Genomic DNA, 17,941 nt, shown 5'->3' with positions numbered 1-17,941 from the left:
GGTTCAGGTTGAAAGGTGTTTTTCGGCGTACACACCATCGTGCACGCACATGGTTCATGCCACCACGCAAAGCCACGTCCGATGCGGGGTCGGCTACCACGGAATGGGTCCTGACGATCATGGTGGCCATCACCATCGCCACCGTTGTCGGAGCGATTCTGGTGGGGGAGTTCACCACGGCGGCCGAGTCCATCGACCTGGGCGTGAACCGGTGACCAGGCTGAACCGACTGCGTGTCCGTCGAAGGTGGGCGAGCCGGAGCGACCGAGGCAGCGCTGAGCCCTTGTTCATTCTCCCGATCACGTTCGTGATGGTGCTCGCCGTGGTGCAGGTGGGGTTGTGGGCGCACGCCCAGCACCGGGCCCAAGCGATCGCCTCCCAGACCCTGGCGGCAGCCCGCGCATTCGACGGCACCACCGCCGGGGCGAATGAGCGGGCCGAGCAGGCCCAGGAGCAACTCGGCGGCGGGGTGCTACGGACGATGGAAGTCGACATCGACCGCAGTGCGTACCTGGCCCGGGTACGGGTGACAGGCAAGGCGGTGAGTCTGCTGCCGGGGATGGGAGTTCCGGTGGCCTCTGAGATGTTCGGTCCGGTCGAACGCCTCGTCCCATGAACTTTCCGACACGGCAACCGCAGCGCAGACGGTACCTCCGCAACGACGCGGGGAGCGCGTCGGTGGAACTGACCCTCCTGGTTCCGGTTCTGCTCCTGGCTTTGGTGTTGATGGTGGTGGCGGGCCGTCAGGTCTCGGCCGCGTTGATCACCCAGGACGCCGCAGCGGCGGCGGCGCGGGCCGCGTCCCTGCAACGCGACCCTGCCTCCGCCCAGACGCACGCCCACCAGACAGCCGAGCGGGAGCTGGCGGGTCGCGGGGTGGTCTGCGCCCGCTTCACCGCCTCGGCGGACGCCACCCGTTTCGCCCCCGGCGGGACGGTTGAGGTAGCGGTGGCATGCACGGTGACCCTCGTTGACCTGGGCGGGTTCGGCGGTCAGCGCACCCTGTCCGCGGCCGCCACCTCCCCGGTCGACCCCTACCGGGAAGGGGCCCCATGACCCGCGTCGACCCAGTACGCCACCACCGCCGCAACCGTGCCCGTCGCAGCGACGATGGGCACGCGTCGGTATTTCTCATCATGCTCATCCCTGTCATAGCGGTCGTGTTCGCTCTCGTGGTCGAGGCCGGCCAGGCCCTTGTTGCCAAGTCGGAGCTGCTGACCGTCGCGCACTCGGCAGCCCGGGTGGGCGCCCACCAGGTCGATCCAGCGGCGACCCTCGGCGAGGGCGCACCAGTGCTGGATCCGGACGGTGCCCGCCAGGCGGCCACCGACCACCTGCATGAGGCGGGGATGAGCGGTCAGGTCTCGGTCGTCGGAGAGCGGGTGGTAGTGCTGGCCCGCACTGCGTACACCCCGAATCTGCTCCCGATCGGTGAACAACAGATCGAGGTGCAGGCCAGCGCGGCGGCTCTCCAACCCTCGCCAAGATGACGCCCTCACGAGAAGTGGTGTGAGGCGTTCCAGGACCAGTCCGACACAGAAAGGCAGAGGCATGCCGCGAAGCCCTTGGTCCGTGGCGGGCGAAGCCCTGGTCACGGTGGTGATGCTGATCGGGCCGGCGTGGTTGGCCACCCGGTTGGGATGGCCGATCGAGGAAGAGACCACCTGGACCTGGTTCTGGCAGTACCTACGCGGGGGAACCGTCCCCGACGAGCTCGTCATCGCCGCTCTGGTGGTGATCCTGTGGGGGCTATGGGGAGCCCACCTGGTCGTCGTCGTCCTGGACGTCATCGCTCTGCTCCGCGGCCTGGTGCCCAGGGTGGGGTTGGTGCGGCTGATATGGGTGCTGCTCGCCGGCGGCACTACCGCGGCCAGCACGCACACCTCCGCCCTCGCAGCGCGGACCGACATCGTGGCCGAAGCCCCGGCCCAGCACGAGCCCGGCCACGGACCGCAAACGGAGCACGCAACCGGCAAACAGGCCGGGGATCAGGAGAGCAGGGTGGTTGACCGTACCCGCACCCTGTCCGGGTTCGGCTTCGACTCGGACAAGCTCAGCCCTGAGATGAAGGAGTCTCTCGAACCGACCCTCGGCATGATCAACGACTTTGGTGCGCCCGACGTGCCGGTCACGGTCACCGGGCACACTGACCCCGTCGGCGCCCCCGCTTACAACCAGTACTTGTCCGAGCAGCGGGCTCAGGCGGTCGCGGGCTACCTCGCCCAACACCTGGGGGAGGAGGTCGAGTTCGAGGTCCTGGGGGCGGGATCCACCCAACCACCAGACGACCCCCAGGTGTCATACGGGGAGTATCGGCGAGTCGATGTCGCTTACGCGCTCCAGCCACCCATTGCTCCAGAACCGGCGGAAGAGTCTGAGGTCGACCAGGCCCCTGACACCGAGTCTGTCCAAGAACGGGTGCGGCTGGACGTGGCGACCGCGAGCGGGCAGAGCCCCGGCCCCAATGCGGCCCTGGTCGGTACCGTGGCCGGGGCCGCTGGTGTGGGCGTGGGGTACGTGGCCGGACGCCGGCACGGTCGCACCCGCCGCGAACAGCCCGCGAGGGAAGCCCAGGCACCCGACGACGCGGGAGCAGATCTCGCATCGTTGGCCACCGCGGAGCCCGTACCGGGTGAGAGTGGACTGCTGCGCGAGGACCCGCTCGGGCTCGACCGCGGTGTTATCGACGAGGACGGGTACGTGCTCGTCTCCGACACGGTCCGGGTGGACGGTCGCGGAGGGATCGCGTTCGTCGGAGCCCACGCTGTGCCGGTTCTGGCAGCGGTGGTGACCGACCACGCTCCAAGGCCGGTGGTCGCTACCCGCGCTGCTGTGGCGAGGCTGGGCGGGGCCGAGGCACTTCCGTCGGGTCTGCGGGTCGTGGCCGATATCCCCGGCGCGCGGATCGCGGTGGAAACGGAGCTCCTCACCGCCGAGCGGTGCAGCTTGGACGAGGAGGACGGCCCACGCGGGGACGGGCAGCCCTTGACAGTTCACCCGAGGATGCTGGTGGTGTGTGAGGCCGGCGACCTGGACACCGGAGCGGATCTGCTCCAGATGCTGACCGCTACCCCGGGGACGGTAGCCGGCGTGCTTGGTGACCCCGGACCGTTGGGGGCCGTCGTCCAGTGCGATGACCTCGGCCGGATCCACCTGCGTTCACCACAAGGCGAAACCGTCCTCCCCCTACCACTGCGGTATCGGGTCCGGTCCGCCACCGACACCAACGCCGTGGCGCCGGACCCGGCGCGTCCGGAGGCCGCACCCGTACCAGAGGCCACACCTGGCCCTGTCGCAGAGTGTGAGGGCGAGGAGAGTGCGAGCGAGACTCCCCACCGGGTACAGGTGAGGTTGTTCGCCTCAGAGCCTGTGCTCACCTTCCACGGGCAGCCCGTGACAGGGCTGCGCACCGTTGCCCGTACCCTCCTGGCCTTCCTCGCCCTGCACCCCGAAGGGGCCGACGCAGAGCAGATCGCCGATGTGTGCTTCGCCGATGCCGACCCGGTCAAGGTCACAGCCCGCCGCCGCAACGCCATTCACAGTCTGCGCGCCACCCTGCGGGAACTACTGCATATCCCTGGTGAACAGATCATCCTGAACGACCAGGGCTTGTACCGCATAGACGAGTCAGTCTTCGACGTCGACCTGTGGCAGTTCCTCCGGGCGACTTCTGCGCTACGCAAGGAAGAAGGAAATGCACCTCAAGGCCACCGAGAGAGGGTTCTGGGTATGCACAAGGAGAACCTCCTGTGCGGGCGCCATGAGGACTGGATACTGCCAGCGCGGGAGCGGTGCGTTAAAGAAATCGTCGACGTGTGCGTCAACCTCGCGGAATCCGCCGAACTTGGATCGGATAGGATTCACTATCTAGAAAAAGCAATTTCGTTCGATGCATGCAATGAGCCGCTCTATCAACGTATAATGGTGGCCCACCGGGACATCGGGTCTCCCGAAGGCGCCCATCGGTCCTACCGTGCCCTGAAAGAGAACCTCGAAAGCCTCGGAGAGAGCCCCAGCTGCGAGAGCCGACGCATCGTCCGCGACTGCGCCCCCACCTCGCTGTAGGGCCTCAGGATCCGGCTCACCACACTCCTGCGAGGCCCGCCCCCGCGAGTGAGAGCGCCGTGAGCCTGGCCCAACAGGGGGGCCAACGACCGGTCCAGCGGCCGGTCCACGCTCTTGGAGCACCCCACCAGGCTTATCGATGCAGGTCAGGGGCTACTCAGGTGGTCCACCGCGTGCCCAGACTTATACCCGGTGGGTAGTTAACTCCACGTAGGGGCGGGCCGCCCCCTCCTCCAGCGGCGGGTCGACCTACCGGCCGACCCGCCCCTCCCCCTGGCCTACGGCCTACCCCTCCCCTCCTCCTCTTCCTCCCTCTCCATTTTCCACACACCAAATAACCACTCTAATAACCATTACTGTAGTGCGTGATGATCGCCCAGATTCGCGCCACGAATAGAAATGGTGATCACCCAGGCCGGCCTCTGGCATGCCCCGAGCCGGCCTCACACGCGCGCACGCGCGTAGGCGCGCTTCCTTCCTTCGGAACGCGCGCCGAAAAATTCTTTGAAAAAGCACGCGACACGAGTTGACAGCCCCCCGTTGGCCAAGTTGCTATTGGGGTGTTCCCGAAACGGAAACACGGTTCCGGGGTGACGGGAAAAATTTCCCGCGACGCGAGTTGACAAACCCGCATCACCCAAGATCACATTGGGTTCAACCCCGGAAAGCACGCCGTTCACGGGGTAGGTGAAAAAAGGTTCGCGACACGACTTGACAATGACGGGTCACCAAGCGAACCTCGGACCGCCAAAGCAAAACAACCGGCCATTATAGGGGGTTTGCCAATGCGCACATTGCGCGTTATCGGATTCATGTCCGGGCGGGTTTTCGCCCGTTCGAGGCCGCCCACGGCGGCCCAGATCGCGAACCGGGCCCGTGCCCGACGGGCGGCCCAGGTGGCCACCGACTATGAGGAGGCGATCGCCCGAGAGTTGGCCGCTAGGGGACACGCGGTGCACCTGTACCGCACCCAGGGGGCCAGCGATCGGGCCCGCCGGGCGGCGCAGGACCACGCTCGCGCCGAACGGCACCGGGAAGCTCTCGGGGACACGTTGTTCCAGCTCCGAGCCCACCGGACCATTCCGGCCTGAGCGGGCCGGTCCGAAGGTAGCCGCCTTCGGACCGGCCACACCACAACACCCGCGCCCACCCCACAAGGTGCGAAGCCCAAAACGGTGGGCGCGGGCCCAACACCACCAACGAAATTGGAGTGTGCTGTGAGCACGAGTATGCCCTACATCAGCCCGATCGAGGTCACGGTCGAACAGGTCTCCTACCTGCGCCACCTGGGACCTGGCAGCCTCCTGATCTGGATCGAGCCCACCGGACGGGTGCAGGTCTTGCCGCCCACCGGCGAGCTGGGAGGCCACCGGATGATCATCGCCTCGGGGTGCGCCCTGGACGGCCTCACCGAGATGGCAGAGGAGGACGGTAGGCACTGCGACGACGCCACGCTGGCCTCGGACTTGAGCGACATCGCCAACGACTGGCTGTGCGACTGGGCCCAGGTACGGGCGATGACCCCGATGCTGACCCCGATTCGCCGCAGGCTGGACAGGCAGGGCATCTACCCGGCCGCAAGTGTCGAATTTCGCCACGACGGCACATGCCTGCCGACCATCACCGACACCTACGCCCGACCCGACGGCAAGGCGGGGGTGCGGGTCACGGTCCCGCTCGGCTACGCCGAACCGGTGCAGTTCCACACTCGCACCACCACCGATCACAGCACGGTGATCGACCACGAGCTCCAGCTCGACTACATGAGCACCACGGCTGAACACAACGAGGCACTGATCGCAGCCACGGTCGCCGCTTGCCTGACCCTGGGCAACGTCTGACCGCCTGCCACCTTCGGGGCCGCCCCTGCACACAGGGGCCGGGGCGGCCCCACCACCCACACACTTTCGCGCCGAGCGCTGTGTTCGGCGTGCCCGAAAGGAACCTGTTGTGAACGACTTGACACGCGGTCGGTTTCACGGCCAGGAGGTCACGGTGGCCATGCTCCACGAGCTGCGCCGTACCGGACCGGGCGGCCTGATCGTCGCCGACGGCCCGATGGCACCCTTCGAAGTCATCCACTCCCGCGATATGGACCTGGGTTGCCCGAGCCAGGTCATCATCTACGGCCATGGCGACCTGACCCACGAGCTGGCCTGTGAGGAGGAGGTCTGGGCCCAGGTGGCAAGTGAAGCCACTGATAACGCCTACGCACACCTGTACCGGTGGTTTTTCCACAGCGCAGGCCGGATGGTGCGCACTCTGCGCGAGGACATGCGCAGCCGTGGCATGGACCTCACCAACCGCCCCGTTGTCGAGCAGACCGAGGACGGGGTGAAGCAGGTACAGGACATCTACGCGCTACGGGGCGAGCCCCGCATCACCTTCAACGCGGACTGTGTCCAGCGGCATCGGGACAGTTTCCTGGTGTCCCTGGCCATGCATGACGAGGGACGGTTCGTGACCTCCTGGCCCGAGCGCGTCACCCTTACCGGCAGGGCGCCCAGGACTGTGCGGGAGGCGCCCTCCCGGGCGGCCCTGTACCTGGAGACCCACCCCTAACCCGCACGGGGCCGCCCTGTCACGGGGCGGGGCGGCCCCACCACCCACACCACCTCGCGCCGAGCGCTGTGTTCGGCGTGCCCACAGGAAGGAACTCACCGTGTTCGAGAACGTGCCCGCCGTGACCGTGTCCGACTGGTTCGCCTCCGCCGAGATCACCCCGCGCATGCTACGCACCCTGAACAACATCGGCCCTGGCGGGGTGATCATCGCCGACCTGGACCGGCGCGACTACTACGCCACCCACTCGCGCTCCCTCGACCCCGGCAGCCAGATGCACTTCATCGTGTACGGCTACCACGACCTGGTCATCGACCTGGACGTGTACACCTGCCAGTACGGGGGCCGGGCCTGGGAGGAGCTCGTCCCTGCGGTGGACTGCACCGCCTGGGAGTGCATGGACGAGCGGGCCGAGAACATCACCGGTACCGGGTTCGTCGCCACCCGGATGCGCCAGCACATGCAGCGCCACGGGTTCGACCTGACCAGTACCCCGCATTTCTACTACCGGTACGCCAGCCCCGGTGACTACGCCGGTCCCATGAGGGCGATGGTGCGCGACCGCTACGCCGACCGCACCAACCCGGCCATCACGGTCACCGTCAAGAGCCCCGTCGATGAGAAGAGCGGGGGGTTGTCCCTGATCACGATCAGCGACGGAGACCGGCACGTCACCGGATGGCCCGCGCGTATGCGCAACCAGTTCATCGCGGCAGTCAACGCCCGACGGGCGCGCGAAGCCGTTGAGGCCGACCTGCGCCGCACCCGCACCTAACCGCCACCTGACCCCGGGCCGCCCCGCCATGCGGGGCGGGGCGGCCCCCACCACGACCGCTCCGCGAAAGGACACCTGCGCCATGACCACGAACACCACTGCGGCTCCGCGCCGCTCGGCCACTCACACCCGCGACCTGATCCTGTCCACCCTGGCCGGGGCCGACGAACCCGTCACCGTCACCGAGCTGGCCGAGAGGGCGGGGATGGGCAAGTCCACCCTGAGTAAGCACCTGCCCGCCCTGGAAGGGGACGGGCTGGCGGTACGCGCCCGGGGCGGGCGCGAGGGTCGTCGCCGCCTTCCCGACACCTGGCAGGCCGCTACCACCGCCCCCTTCACGCCCGACACCGCCGCGGAGGAGACCGAGGTGGACGTTCTCATCTCGGCAACGCAGGAGACCTCTGCGCAGGTGACCTCCGAGCAGGCCACGGAGGACGAGGCGACCGCGTCCGACAACCAGAGTTCGCCCGCCACAGGCACTCCGGTGCCGCCCATTTCGCCCCGGCCCGACACCGCCGATGGGGGCACTGCCACGGCGACCGTTACCCGTGTTGGTGCCGCAACCGAGCAGGACCTGAACCCGGTGAGCGGGTCGACGAGGCTCGCACCGGGCGAGCTCAAGCTGATGGTCAAGGCGATCTTGGATTCCGACCCGGGCGAGGAGTTCACCGCGACCGCGATCAGCCACATCCTCCAGGGGCGCTCCATCGGCGCGATCCAGAACAACCTCGCCCGTCTGGCTAAGGAGGGGCGGGTGGTCCAGACCTGCGCCCGCCCCCGCCGCTACCGCTCGGCCCAGCACTCGGCCTGAGCCGTCACTAACCGGGGGTGCGGGCCCCTGGGAACAGCCCGCATCCCCACCTCGCATATACCCCTAGGGAGTATTGATGTTCGATGATGCCTTGACCAGTTTCGATCTCGGGTGTGCGGAGTGGGAGTACACCCTGACCCTGATCGCGTTGTGTGTGGGCGCGACCCTGGTCGGGATCGTCAACCGCACCAGCCGCCTGCTGGACACCTACTACGTGCGCGGCGACTGGCCGGGAATCGTCCACCGAGAGGACACCGGCCCCGGAACGGTATGCGGGCCTTGCGGTCACCACCTCGCGGTACATGACCGGGCTACGGGCCGGTGCTGCCACGGGACCCCGCTGGACCACCTTGCCCTGATCATCGCCCTGCCCATGCCCCTGATGTTCCGGGACCTGGTGCAGGCACCAGGATGCCCCTGCCGCCTGAAGGGTAGGCGTGGCTGACCCCCTGACACGGACCGGGTGAAGGCCCCGGACCCGCACCAGCCCCGAGCTGGTGCGGGGCCGGGGCCTTCAGCATGCTTCGGCTTCCCCCGGGTTTTTCGAGTCCTGTGTCGCATCGGCGAGGGGGACGTCTTCTTAGGGGTTCATCAGGGCGAGAAGAAAGAGGGGTGCTCCTGATGACACACACCCACCACGACACCAGCACGGGCAGGCCGCCCTTGGCGGTGTGGCCGTGCGCACCGCACACCCACCAGCCCGTCCGCGAAGCCGCCAACGACAAACCTGGGGACGAGGTGGTTTCAGTGGAGCTGGCCCGACGCCTGCTCACCGAGTACACCCGACCGGGCGGGGCGGTCGCGGACTTGACCGGGCCTGGCGTGGTCGCCGCCCAGGCCGAAGAGGTGGGGCGCACCGGTGAGGTGCTCACCCGCACCTTCACCGACCGCGCCGACCATGAGGTGGGCGGTGTGGCGTGGGCGGACCTGGCCGTGGTGACCTCACCTGCCGATACCGCCTTGTCCTGGCAGGTACGGGAGCGGCGGTTGCGGGCGCGGGTGGTGTTCGCTGCGACGCTCACCCGGCCCGGGGGGATTGTCGCGGTCATCACCGGACTCGGCCGCGGCCCCGGCGGGGCGGTGGTGGACCCGGCCCCCGGGGTGGTCCGCGCTGCGACCTGCGCGGGGCTGGTCTACCTGCAGCACGTGATCGCGCTGACCGCGCCGATCTGCGAGGCCGGGCTCGGAGCGACGTTCCCCGCTCGGAGTCAGGAAAGCAACCCCGAACTCGCATGGGGGATGGAGGAGGTGGATATGCCGTTGCCGGCCTCGGCTGCCGAAGCGGCAGCCACGATCACCTCCCCCGCCCACCTGAACGTGTCGGTGTTCCGATTGCCGAACCGAGGGCGCACAGCCACTGCGGGCACGTCCTGGGAGGTGGGCGCGTGAACCGGAGCCACGACGATGAACCCACTCCCGCCCACCTTCAAGGGGAGTGCGGGGGGTGCGACCACGAAGTGCGGCACGAGAGCCCCGCCGGAGGGGATGGTGCTCGGGGTGCGGGCTGGTCGGTGTGGGCCACGGGGCAGCAGCAGGCCCGCCAGCAGCGTGGCAACAGGTACTCGCGCCTGTCGGTGGAACACCCCGGACGGATGCTTCCGGCCATCGCGCGCCACGCCATCACCACCTACACCCGACCCGGCCAGGTAGTGCTCGACCCCATGTGCGGGATCGGCACCACCCTGGTCGAAGCAGCCCACCTGGGCAGGGACGCGGTCGGGATCGAGCTGGAGCCCAAGTGGGCGTCCATCGCCCGGCTGAACCTGGAGACCGCGACCATCCAAGGGGCCTGCGGGGAAGGTCAGGTGCACACCGGTGAGGGGGCCGAGGTCGCCACCCGCCTGGCCTCGACCTCGTTGGCGGGCCGGGTCTCCTTGGTGCTGACCTCGCCCCCGTACGGGTCCATGACCCACGGCCAGGTCCGCTCACGCCGCGACGGTGCCGAGGCGGTGGAAAAGCACGCTCACCGCTACTCGCGGGATCAGGATCGGCGGGCGGCCAACCTCGCCTACCAGAAGCCGGAGCAGCTCGTGGATTCGTTCACGCGGATCATGGTCGCTTGCCGGACTCTGCTTGCTCCGGGTGGGGTGGTCGTGGTGACCACCCGCCCGTACCGCAAGAGCGGTCGGCTGGTGGATTTCCCCGGGCAGGTGGCCGCGGCCGGTCGTCGGGCCGGGCTGGTGCAGGTGGACCGGTGCGCGGCGCTCCTGTGCGCGGTTCGCGATGGCGAGGTGGTTTCGCGCAACTCGTTCTTCCAGCTCATCGAGACCCGCCGGTTGCGCAAGGCCGACTGGCCAGTGCACGTGATCCAGCACGAGGACGCACTCGTCTTCACCAACCCCGTCCCAGCCCAGCAGGGGACCGGCATCGAAGAAGGACGCGCTGCATGAGGTGGACCGCCGAAGACGATGAGCACGACCGGGGTGAGCTGGCCGGCGGCCTCCGTGAGGAGCAGGTGGAGGACTTCACCGATGCGGCAGGGCCAGCGCTGAGGAAGCGGATCATCGCTGACATCCGGGCGTTGGCCGATTTCCTCGACGAGCACCCTGACCTGCCCATGAGCCCGCACACGAGCGTGGACGTGTCCTACTTCCCACGCACCAGCGAGGACGAGATCGCGTTCGGTGAGGTGGCCGCAGCTGGTGCCCGGCTGAGTCGGATGCCTGCGTGGGAGGGCGAGCACTACGTGGTCGAACACGCGCACGGTGCGGGCCGCTACCGGGTGGTGGCCATCCCCGCGCGGGTCCGGTCCGACTACCGGGCGTGGTTGACCTACACGGGCCACGTGCGCCCCGACTAGGCCGGGACCCGCCAGGGGTTCGGGGCCGCCGTGGGGCGCTGTAGGCCCCCACGTCGGCCCACCGCCCCGGACCGGCCCCCAACCCCCAGGACGGCGTTCATGGGCGGACAGGGGGCGTTGGAGTCCCTGAACTGGGAAAACGGCATTACGCCTAAAACGGGTGGTGGGAAATGGGGGAGCGTGAATCCGATAGTGAACATGTCGAATCCGCTTGACCACCTCTACGAGGTCGAGCGTGGATGCGTGGTGCCCCGCAAAATGCGGGGCCGCGCACCGCAAACGTGCAGTTCACAGGTGGTAGGGAGGTGGGTTCGGTGAGGTCGGATACTCCGGTCCGGTTGGACGAGATCGGACAGTTGCCAGTGGTATTGGGGCCGGTGGAGGCCGGGCGGATGCTCGGCATGGGCCGCACCACCACCTACCAACTCCTCCGTGACGGGGTCTTTCCGGTGCCCGCCCACAGGGCGGGCCGGAACTGGATTGTCCCCACTGCGGGGATTCTGACCCACCTTGGCCTGCCGGGGTCTTCTACCTCGAGTGGGTGCTCGGGGTGTGGTGCGCGCAGCGACCACGATAAGGAGGGGGAGTCGTAGATGGCTTCTCATCAGGGACGGGTGTTCAAACGCTGCGGGTGCCGGGACGAGAACTCGGGTCGGGCTTTGGGGGTGCGTTGTCCGAAGTTGCGTCGTCAGGGTGGGGCGTTCAACCCCCGCCACGGCGACTGGGGGTACCAACTCGAACTGCCACGTACCACCGAAGGCAAACGCCGCCAGGCCCGCCGCACCGGCCTGGAAACTCAGGAACAGGCATGGGAGGCCTTGGACCACCTCAAAGCCCTCCTCGACTTGGCCGAAGGTGAGGGGGAGATGGAGGTGCAGATCGCGGATCTGATCCAGGATGCGTTGCGCGCACGCCGCTCGTTGCCGCCGGTGGAAGAAGTGCGCAAGCGTGTGGGAACCGGGGTGGACGTGCGCTCCGAGCCACCCACCACCGCAGTGTGGCTGACCGAGTGGCTGGCGGGGAAACCGGACCTGGCCCAGGGCACCCGTGCCTCCTATGCCGGGCACATCCGCAAGTATTTGATCCCGCACCTGGGCAAGATCCGTCTGGACCGGCTCAAGTCCAGCCAGGTCGAGGCGATGTTCGACTCCGTCGAAACCACCAACGAGCACATCATGGAGTGCAAGGAGTCCGAGGACCCGAAGGTGCGAGCGTCAGTGCGGGGTCAGCGGGTGGTGAGTCTGTCGACCAAGCACCGCACCCGGGCCACGCTTCGCAGTGCGCTCTCGGAGGCGGTGCGCAGCCCGGAGGTGGCGGTGTCGGTCAACGTCGCCTCCCACGCCCGCCTTCCCTCATGTCCGAGGAAACGCCCGCTGGTGTGGACACCGGGCAGGGTGGCCCAGTGGGACAAGGACGGGACGATCCCGGGGGAGGTGATGGTGTGGACCCCTGAGCAGACCCGCACCTTCCTGGAGCACGCGCGCAAGTACGTGTGGCTGCACCCGTTGTTCCATCTGATCGCCCTCAAGGGTCTGCGTCGGGGCGAAGCGGTGGGCCTGCCCTGGGCGAACACCCGGCTCACCGACGCCGAGGCCGATATCCGTACCCAGGTGGTGCAGTTGTCCTGGGAAACGTTTACTTCGACGCCGAAGAGTGAGGCGGGTCAGCGCACGATCACCCTGGACGCCGACACCGTGAAGGTGTTGCGGGGGTGGAAGAAGTTCCAGAACCAGGCCCGACTCCAAGCCGGGGCCGAGTGGGCGGATTCGGGGTTGGTGTTCACCCGACAAGACGGCTCAGGGTGGCGCCCCTCGCATGTGAGTGACTGGTTCGCCCGCATTGCCCGAGCAGCCGGACTCCCATCGATCACGTTGCACGGGCTCCGCCATGGGGCGGCCTCGATGGCGCTGGCTGCGGGAACGGACGTGAAGGTGGTCTCGGCCGAGCTGGGCCACTCCACCACCCACTTCACCCAGGACACCTACCAGAGCGTGTTCCCGGACGTGGCCAAGGCAGCGGCCGAGGCCACAGCAGCGCTGCTGCGTGGAGCGGTGGCGCCGGCTGGGTCGGGTGGTCTGGTCCCGGTGCGGTAGCCGGTTCCGGGGAGCACACCAGGAGCACCACGTGGTGCTCAGCCCCGGGCCGGGGTGCGGGTTCGCCCGTCCCGGCCTGGGGTTTCCTCGTGATCAAAGTGCGTTGACCATCGGATCAAAGGTCTGATGGGGGGATCCTTTCTTACGCGGCGGGTTTCGTTTAACGGGGCCTCGGGAGTGACCCATTTGATGCTGCTCCTGAGGGAGATCGGCCATGGACACTTCTCAAGGGAATTCCCACAAACGCGCGGTGCCGTCGTCGCTGCCGGTGGCGATGGTCGTGCCGTTGGGGCTGAACGCCACCGAAGTCACCAAGCCGTTGTGGGTGAGGGGGTCGGTGGTGGGTTGTCCGGTGGTGGTGTTCCATAGTTGGACGGTGCCCTTGTTGTCCTCGTGGTTGTTGCTGGTGGTGGCGAGGGTGGTGCCCTCGGAGTTGAACGCCACAGGTCCCACCGAGTTGTTGTGGGTGAGGGGGTCGGTGGTGGGTTGGCCGGTGGTGGTGTTCCACAGTTGGACGGTGCTCTTGCCGTCGTTGTAGTCCCAAGTGGTGGTGGCGAAGAAGTTGCTGTTGGGGCTGAAGAGCAGCGGTCCCACCGAGTTGTTGTGGGTGAGGGGGTCGGTGATGGGTTGGCCAGTGGTGGTGTTCCACAGTTGAACGATGCCCTTTTCGTTGTAGTCCCAAGTGACGAAGTTGAGGGTGGCGGTGGCGATGGTCGTGCCGTTGGGGCTGAACAGCACGGATGTCATCCGGCCGTTGTGGGTGAGGGGGTCGGTGGTGGGTTGTCCGGTGGTGGTGTTCCATAGTTGGACGGTGCCCTTGTTGTCCTCGTAGTTGTTGCTGGTGGTGGCGAGGGTGGTGCCCTCGGAGTTGAACGCCACAGGTCCCACCGAGTTGTTGTGGGTGAGGGGTTCGGTGGTGGGTTGGCCGGTTGTGGTGTTCCATAGTTGGACGGTGCCCTTGTTGTCCTCGTAGTTGTTGCTGGTGGTGGCGATGAGGTTGCTGTCGGGGCTGAACTTCACCGATTCCACCGAGTTGTTGTGGGTGAGGGGGTCGGTGGTGGGTTGGCCGGTGGTGGTGTCCCACAGTTGGACGGTGCTCTTGCCGTCGTTGTAGTCCCAAGTGGTGGTGGCGATGAGGTTGCTGTCGGGGCTGAACAGCACCGATTCCATTGGGTTGGTGTTGGGGTTGAAAGCGATCGGTCCCACCCAGTTGTTGTAGATGAGGGCGCCGATGGTGAGGGGTTCGGTGGTGGGTTGGCCGGTTGTGGTGTTCCATAGTTGGACGGTGCCCTCGACCTCGCCGTTGTCGTCTTCGGTGTAGCCGGTGGTGGCGATGAGGTTGCTGTCGGGGCTGAACTTCACCGATTCCACCGAGTTGTTGTGGGTGAGGGGTTCGGTGGTGGGTTGGCCGGTTGTGGTGTTCCATAGTTGGACGGTGCCCTTGTTGTCCTCGTAGTTGTTGCTGGTGGTGGCGATGACGTTGCTGTTGGGGCTGAACAGCACCGACCCCACCGAGCCGTCGTAGTCGGTAAGGGTGGCATTGAGGTCTCTGATGTTTCTGCCTGCCACGTCCCACAGATGCACTCGCTGGCCTGCGGTGACGGCTACCGTCCGACTGTCCGGACTGAACGCCACAGTGTTCACCTCCGTGCCGAGCGGTAGTACGTCACCATCGAAATAGCGCACGGAGGCCGTTCCCATGATAAACACCGCTGCTGCGAGGGTGCCCGCGCGAAACAACAAGAGGTGAACTCGAGCACGAGGACGCCGACGAACACCGAGCCAGTGGGGACTGAACCATCGGGTCAGGGATGAGTGTCGCTCTAAGGGCCATTGCCCCGCTAGGTGTGTACGCAGCAATTCATGGCGGAGCTGGTAAGCGGGTCCTATTTGGCGGAGGACTCCTTTTTTGTGTGCAGTGCGCAGGAATGGAACCAGGCGCCAGGGAAGCCATCCTCGGCAGGCGAGATACAGTCGGGCGACCGTGTACGAAAGCCAAGTCGAACCGGAGCCTACAACGACCACCGCCATGATCGCGAGACCGATAACACCACCGAGCCCCCACTGGTAAATCGTGAGACCGGGGATCCCTCGCTCGTCAATGGTAAAAGCGATGAACCCTAATGCGGTGAATACTCCGCTCGACAAGGCCGCTGTAATTAGTGCTGTGCGATCACCGCGGAGCACTGAAATTGGCGAACTTGCTTTGTGTTCCTCGATGGGCACCGCCAGCCATCGAACGATGCCCATGGGCATGCCTACCAAGATGGCCACAAAGGCGAAAGCACTCATATTCAATTCTGAGTAATTGAGATCGCCAGCCATTAGCTCGGGGATGACCCACACCGCCGCGCACGCCAGTCCCAGGGCAAGTCCTGATGTCATGCTAGACAGAAGGCGTCGCGCTTGCGGTGTGCTGCGTTTCGGAGTGCCCGAACGAAAACCCAGTAAGGTAATGACCAATGTTGCCTGACAGGCCAGGAGGGCAGTCGGTACAGCTTCCAGCCATGCATGGCTGCTGAAATTTCCCAACTTAAAGAGTGTCATCGCGACAATGAAGGCGATTTCATCCACAAAACTTCCGTCAGCTATCCACCCTCCGATAATAATAAGGGTGCCTAGGAAGCAAAAAATGATGACCAGAGATCGGATAATCGAAAGTGAGTCGCTGAGTAATCCGAACCACCTAAGGTGCGGTATCGGAGGCGTGGATGCTTCGAGAGAACGTGCGGTTCGCAATCCCCCTAAGAACCCCACGGTGGCCCCCAGGATGGCTCCGAATGCTGCCCCTTTCCAGGGGTTGTCGATAGCAGATGCATCCGTATCCACTAAATAGAAGACCGAAGCGAGCCCGAATAGAAGCGATCCAAGCATCGTTGAAAAAAGGACGATTGGAAGGATGAGTAGCCAATTTGGCACGGCTCGAGCCAGATGCCACCATTCGAAGTTTGGGTCGCCTTTTTCGTGCAGGTGGTGTGACAAGAATGACAGCCAATGTTGCACTTTATCATGCTCACTGGCTGTAAATGCGGTGGGAAGGTACTTCTTGAGGAGGTGGTTCGTTATTTCCGTCGTCGTGGTGAACTTGGCGAGTTCTTCAGGGTTCCTGCTTGATGGCAGATAGATGGAACGCGCTAAGTTGATCATCAGTGGGGTCGACAAGGCGTGCGAGAGCGGCCCGGTGGGTTCCTTTCGCATCTGCTCAATGACCGCGCTCCAACGGCGCGTGTTCGCCACCTCCGGTTCGGTCAGGTAGGCAGCGGTGTCTTCGAGCCGAATGGATTCGATGTCCATGACGGCTGCATGGGAGAGAGCGCCACGGTCATGGACAGCCTGTTCGAATTCGGTGCTGCGGCAGGTCAGCACCATTCGCAGGCCGATTTCCGCAGCGCGATCTAGATCGGCAAGTGCCGTGCCCAACGCCGGGCGGGGCATCTCGTCCAACCCGTCCAGCACCGGGACGATGCGACGGTTTAGGAGTAGATCGGATACCTGGTTCGGGTTGAAGGTGCCGTTGACACCGAAGCCGGGGTAGTCCTCGGCTATTCGACGAACGCACCAGTCTTCGATCCGCTCGGCTGGGTCCCAACCCGCTATTGACAACAGGACCGGCACCGGACCTTCGTCCGTGTCCTGGTTAATGACGGCCAAGGTGAACAAGACCGCCAGAGTGCTCTTGCCTGCACCTGGCGGGCCCAGTACCACCAACTGCCGACGTGACATGTCCTGGAACGCCGAGGCGAGAGCGTTCGCCGAGTTCAGGTCATCGTCTGCCTGGACCAGTTCCCCTCGGATGAGGTCGGCGTCTGGGTGTTCAGTATCCGCGTACGCCCTCTCGACAGGGCTCGAGGTCGGTCGCCATCGCAAGCGAAGGGGGCGCGGCCGGTGCAACCCACGATTGGCAGCCTCGTTCGACCACTGTGTTCGGACCTGGGTGCGCAAGCGGTTCAGTGCTGATTGAGTGGGGACTGACCCTTGCAGTCTCTTCCACAGGAGCCACGCGACGAGGAGTAGGACGGCGGCACCGATCGCTACTACCCCTGCGGTGACCGCCAGGCGCTCCCCGGGGGCGATGTTCCATACGCCTACTGCCAGGACGATGGTGACTGCGAAGGTGATCAGCGCGCTTGTGGCAGGCCAGAAGAGTCCGGGGCGATGGGGTGTGTGAAGGTGGATATCACCCTGAATGCTCCCGGTCTGAATCACCGGGCCCGAGATGGTTCCTGTTGTTTCGTTGCGCACGGTCGGATGAGAAGATGCCCGTTTGCTCGGCTCAGACATCTACCGTTCCTCCATGGCTGCGGAGGCCGCCGCTGCGATGGTGCTGATGATCTCGCCGCCCTGATGGGGGGCTTAGCCGAATCACAGTGCGCCGACCGGTACGGCCGGGGCCGCGCAAGTTGCTGCCTAGGCCGACTCTGACTTGTTGATGGAACGATTATGGGGGGCAATCCCCCGTCCGGTAAGGGGTTTCGGCGGAACCGGCCGCATGTGGCCGGTGGGGCTGCAGGATGTGCCCGGCCTCGTGGTGTGCCTATACGGGGGCGTCGGAGCGGCGGTGGGGCGCTGGCGGGCGGATGTGGGACCCCCGGTGCGTCGCTGCCATGGTCACGGAACGGCAAAGTGCTCCGCGAGGTGGTCGCCCACCTGTACTGGACCTTGTACTGGGGAGCACACACGGAGCATTTCAGGGCCCGAAACACGACGAGGACCCCTCGCGGAGTCCTCGAACACCCCGTATGACCTGGGGTTTTGTGGTGCACCCGGCAGGATTCGAACCTGCGGCCATCGGATTAGAAGTCCGGTGCTCTATCCACTGAGCTACGGGTGCTCGA

General features: G+C 66.1%; 15 protein-coding genes and 1 tRNA gene. 14 read left to right on the top strand and 2 right to left on the bottom strand.

Annotation, left to right across the window (positions count from 1 at the left end; all coding sequences use genetic code 11):
• The first annotated feature begins 56 nt into the window (after positions 1–56).
• The 14 genes from Q8791_RS17050 (at position 57) to Q8791_RS16985 (ending at position 13,106) form a co-directional block, all read left to right on the top strand.
• Positions 57–215: a hypothetical protein gene (locus Q8791_RS17050; RefSeq protein ID WP_330092703.1), complete on the top strand. Its 159-nt coding sequence runs from the start codon at positions 57–59 to the stop codon at positions 213–215.
• Positions 216–283: 68 nt separating this feature from the next.
• Positions 284–616: a hypothetical protein gene (locus Q8791_RS17045; RefSeq protein ID WP_330092702.1), complete on the top strand. Its 333-nt coding sequence runs from the start codon at positions 284–286 to the stop codon at positions 614–616.
• Positions 613–1,056 (top strand): TadE/TadG family type IV pilus assembly protein, encoded by a 444-nt coding sequence (locus Q8791_RS17040; protein ID WP_330092701.1) that lies wholly within the window; start codon positions 613–615, stop codon positions 1,054–1,056. The genes Q8791_RS17045 and Q8791_RS17040 overlap by 4 nt, the downstream gene beginning before the upstream one ends.
• Positions 1,053–1,490, top strand: coding sequence for a pilus assembly protein TadG-related protein (locus Q8791_RS17035; RefSeq protein ID WP_330092700.1), 438 nt, complete (start codon positions 1,053–1,055; stop codon positions 1,488–1,490). Before Q8791_RS17040 ends, Q8791_RS17035 begins: the two co-directional genes overlap by 4 nt.
• A gap of 82 nt (positions 1,491–1,572) precedes the next feature.
• Positions 1,573–4,065 carry an OmpA family protein gene (locus tag Q8791_RS17030; RefSeq protein WP_330092699.1) on the top strand — a complete coding sequence of 831 codons (2,493 nt, stop codon included), beginning with the start codon at positions 1,573–1,575 and terminating at the stop codon, positions 4,063–4,065.
• 1,217 nt (positions 4,066–5,282) lie between these two features.
• Complete coding sequence (locus tag Q8791_RS17025; RefSeq protein WP_330092698.1) at positions 5,283–5,906, top strand: hypothetical protein; 624 nt, start codon at positions 5,283–5,285, stop codon at positions 5,904–5,906.
• Between the two features lie 109 nt (positions 5,907–6,015).
• Positions 6,016–6,627: a hypothetical protein gene (locus tag Q8791_RS17020; protein ID WP_330092697.1), complete on the top strand. Its 612-nt coding sequence runs from the start codon at positions 6,016–6,018 to the stop codon at positions 6,625–6,627.
• Positions 6,628–6,727: 100 nt separating this feature from the next.
• A complete protein-coding gene (locus Q8791_RS17015) occupies positions 6,728–7,402 on the top strand; it encodes a hypothetical protein (RefSeq protein WP_330092696.1) in 675 nt (224 codons plus the stop codon).
• Between the two features lie 82 nt (positions 7,403–7,484).
• The gene (locus tag Q8791_RS17010; protein WP_330092695.1) at positions 7,485–8,213 is read left to right on the top strand and encodes an ArsR/SmtB family transcription factor; all 729 of its coding nucleotides are present in this window, start codon (positions 7,485–7,487) and stop codon (positions 8,211–8,213) included.
• Positions 8,214–8,289: 76 nt separating this feature from the next.
• Positions 8,290–8,658: a hypothetical protein gene (locus tag Q8791_RS17005; RefSeq protein WP_330092694.1), complete on the top strand. Its 369-nt coding sequence runs from the start codon at positions 8,290–8,292 to the stop codon at positions 8,656–8,658.
• Between the two features lie 302 nt (positions 8,659–8,960).
• The gene (locus tag Q8791_RS17000; RefSeq protein ID WP_330092693.1) at positions 8,961–9,602 is read left to right on the top strand and encodes a hypothetical protein; all 642 of its coding nucleotides are present in this window, start codon (positions 8,961–8,963) and stop codon (positions 9,600–9,602) included.
• Positions 9,603–9,670: 68 nt separating this feature from the next.
• Positions 9,671–10,603, top strand: a complete 933-nt coding sequence (locus Q8791_RS16995; RefSeq protein WP_330092692.1) for a TRM11 family SAM-dependent methyltransferase — start codon at positions 9,671–9,673, stop codon at positions 10,601–10,603.
• Positions 10,600–11,013: a hypothetical protein gene (locus Q8791_RS16990; RefSeq protein WP_330092691.1), complete on the top strand. Its 414-nt coding sequence runs from the start codon at positions 10,600–10,602 to the stop codon at positions 11,011–11,013. The genes Q8791_RS16995 and Q8791_RS16990 overlap by 4 nt, the downstream gene beginning before the upstream one ends.
• A 593-nt stretch (positions 11,014–11,606) precedes the next feature.
• A complete protein-coding gene (locus tag Q8791_RS16985; protein WP_330092690.1) occupies positions 11,607–13,106 on the top strand; it encodes a tyrosine-type recombinase/integrase in 1,500 nt (499 codons plus the stop codon).
• A gap of 225 nt (positions 13,107–13,331) precedes the next feature.
• Here the strand turns inward: Q8791_RS16985 and Q8791_RS16980 are convergent, their stop codons facing one another.
• Both Q8791_RS16980 and Q8791_RS16975 read right to left on the bottom strand, forming a co-directional pair.
• Positions 13,332–17,387, bottom strand: coding sequence for an NACHT and WD40 repeat domain-containing protein (locus Q8791_RS16980; RefSeq protein WP_330092689.1), 4,056 nt, complete (start codon positions 17,385–17,387; stop codon positions 13,332–13,334).
• A gap of 474 nt (positions 17,388–17,861) precedes the next feature.
• A tRNA-Arg gene (locus tag Q8791_RS16975) sits at positions 17,862–17,937 on the bottom strand.
• Positions 17,938–17,941 lie beyond the last annotated feature (4 nt).

Origin of the sequence: Nocardiopsis codii, from assembly GCF_036327455.1 — a bacterium.
Taxonomy (GTDB): Bacteria; Actinomycetota; Actinomycetes; order Streptosporangiales; family Streptosporangiaceae; genus Nocardiopsis; species Nocardiopsis codii.
Note: the sequence above shows the minus strand (reverse complement) of the source record. Positions and strands in the feature narration are given on the sequence as shown.

Coding starts and splice junctions, on each gene's coding strand:
- Q8791_RS17050 (WP_330092703.1), top strand. CDS start 57: ATGCCACCACGCAAAGCCACGTCCGATGCGGGGTCGGCTACCACGGAA.
- Q8791_RS17040 (WP_330092701.1), top strand. CDS start 613: ATGAACTTTCCGACACGGCAACCGCAGCGCAGACGGTACCTCCGCAAC.
- Q8791_RS17035 (WP_330092700.1), top strand. CDS start 1,053: ATGACCCGCGTCGACCCAGTACGCCACCACCGCCGCAACCGTGCCCGT.
- Q8791_RS17010 (WP_330092695.1), top strand. CDS start 7,485: ATGACCACGAACACCACTGCGGCTCCGCGCCGCTCGGCCACTCACACC.
- Q8791_RS17005 (WP_330092694.1), top strand. CDS start 8,290: ATGTTCGATGATGCCTTGACCAGTTTCGATCTCGGGTGTGCGGAGTGG.
- Q8791_RS16990 (WP_330092691.1), top strand. CDS start 10,600: ATGAGGTGGACCGCCGAAGACGATGAGCACGACCGGGGTGAGCTGGCC.
- Q8791_RS16985 (WP_330092690.1), top strand. CDS start 11,607: ATGGCTTCTCATCAGGGACGGGTGTTCAAACGCTGCGGGTGCCGGGAC.
- Q8791_RS16980 (WP_330092689.1), bottom strand. CDS start 17,387: ATGTCTGAGCCGAGCAAACGGGCATCTTCTCATCCGACCGTGCGCAAC.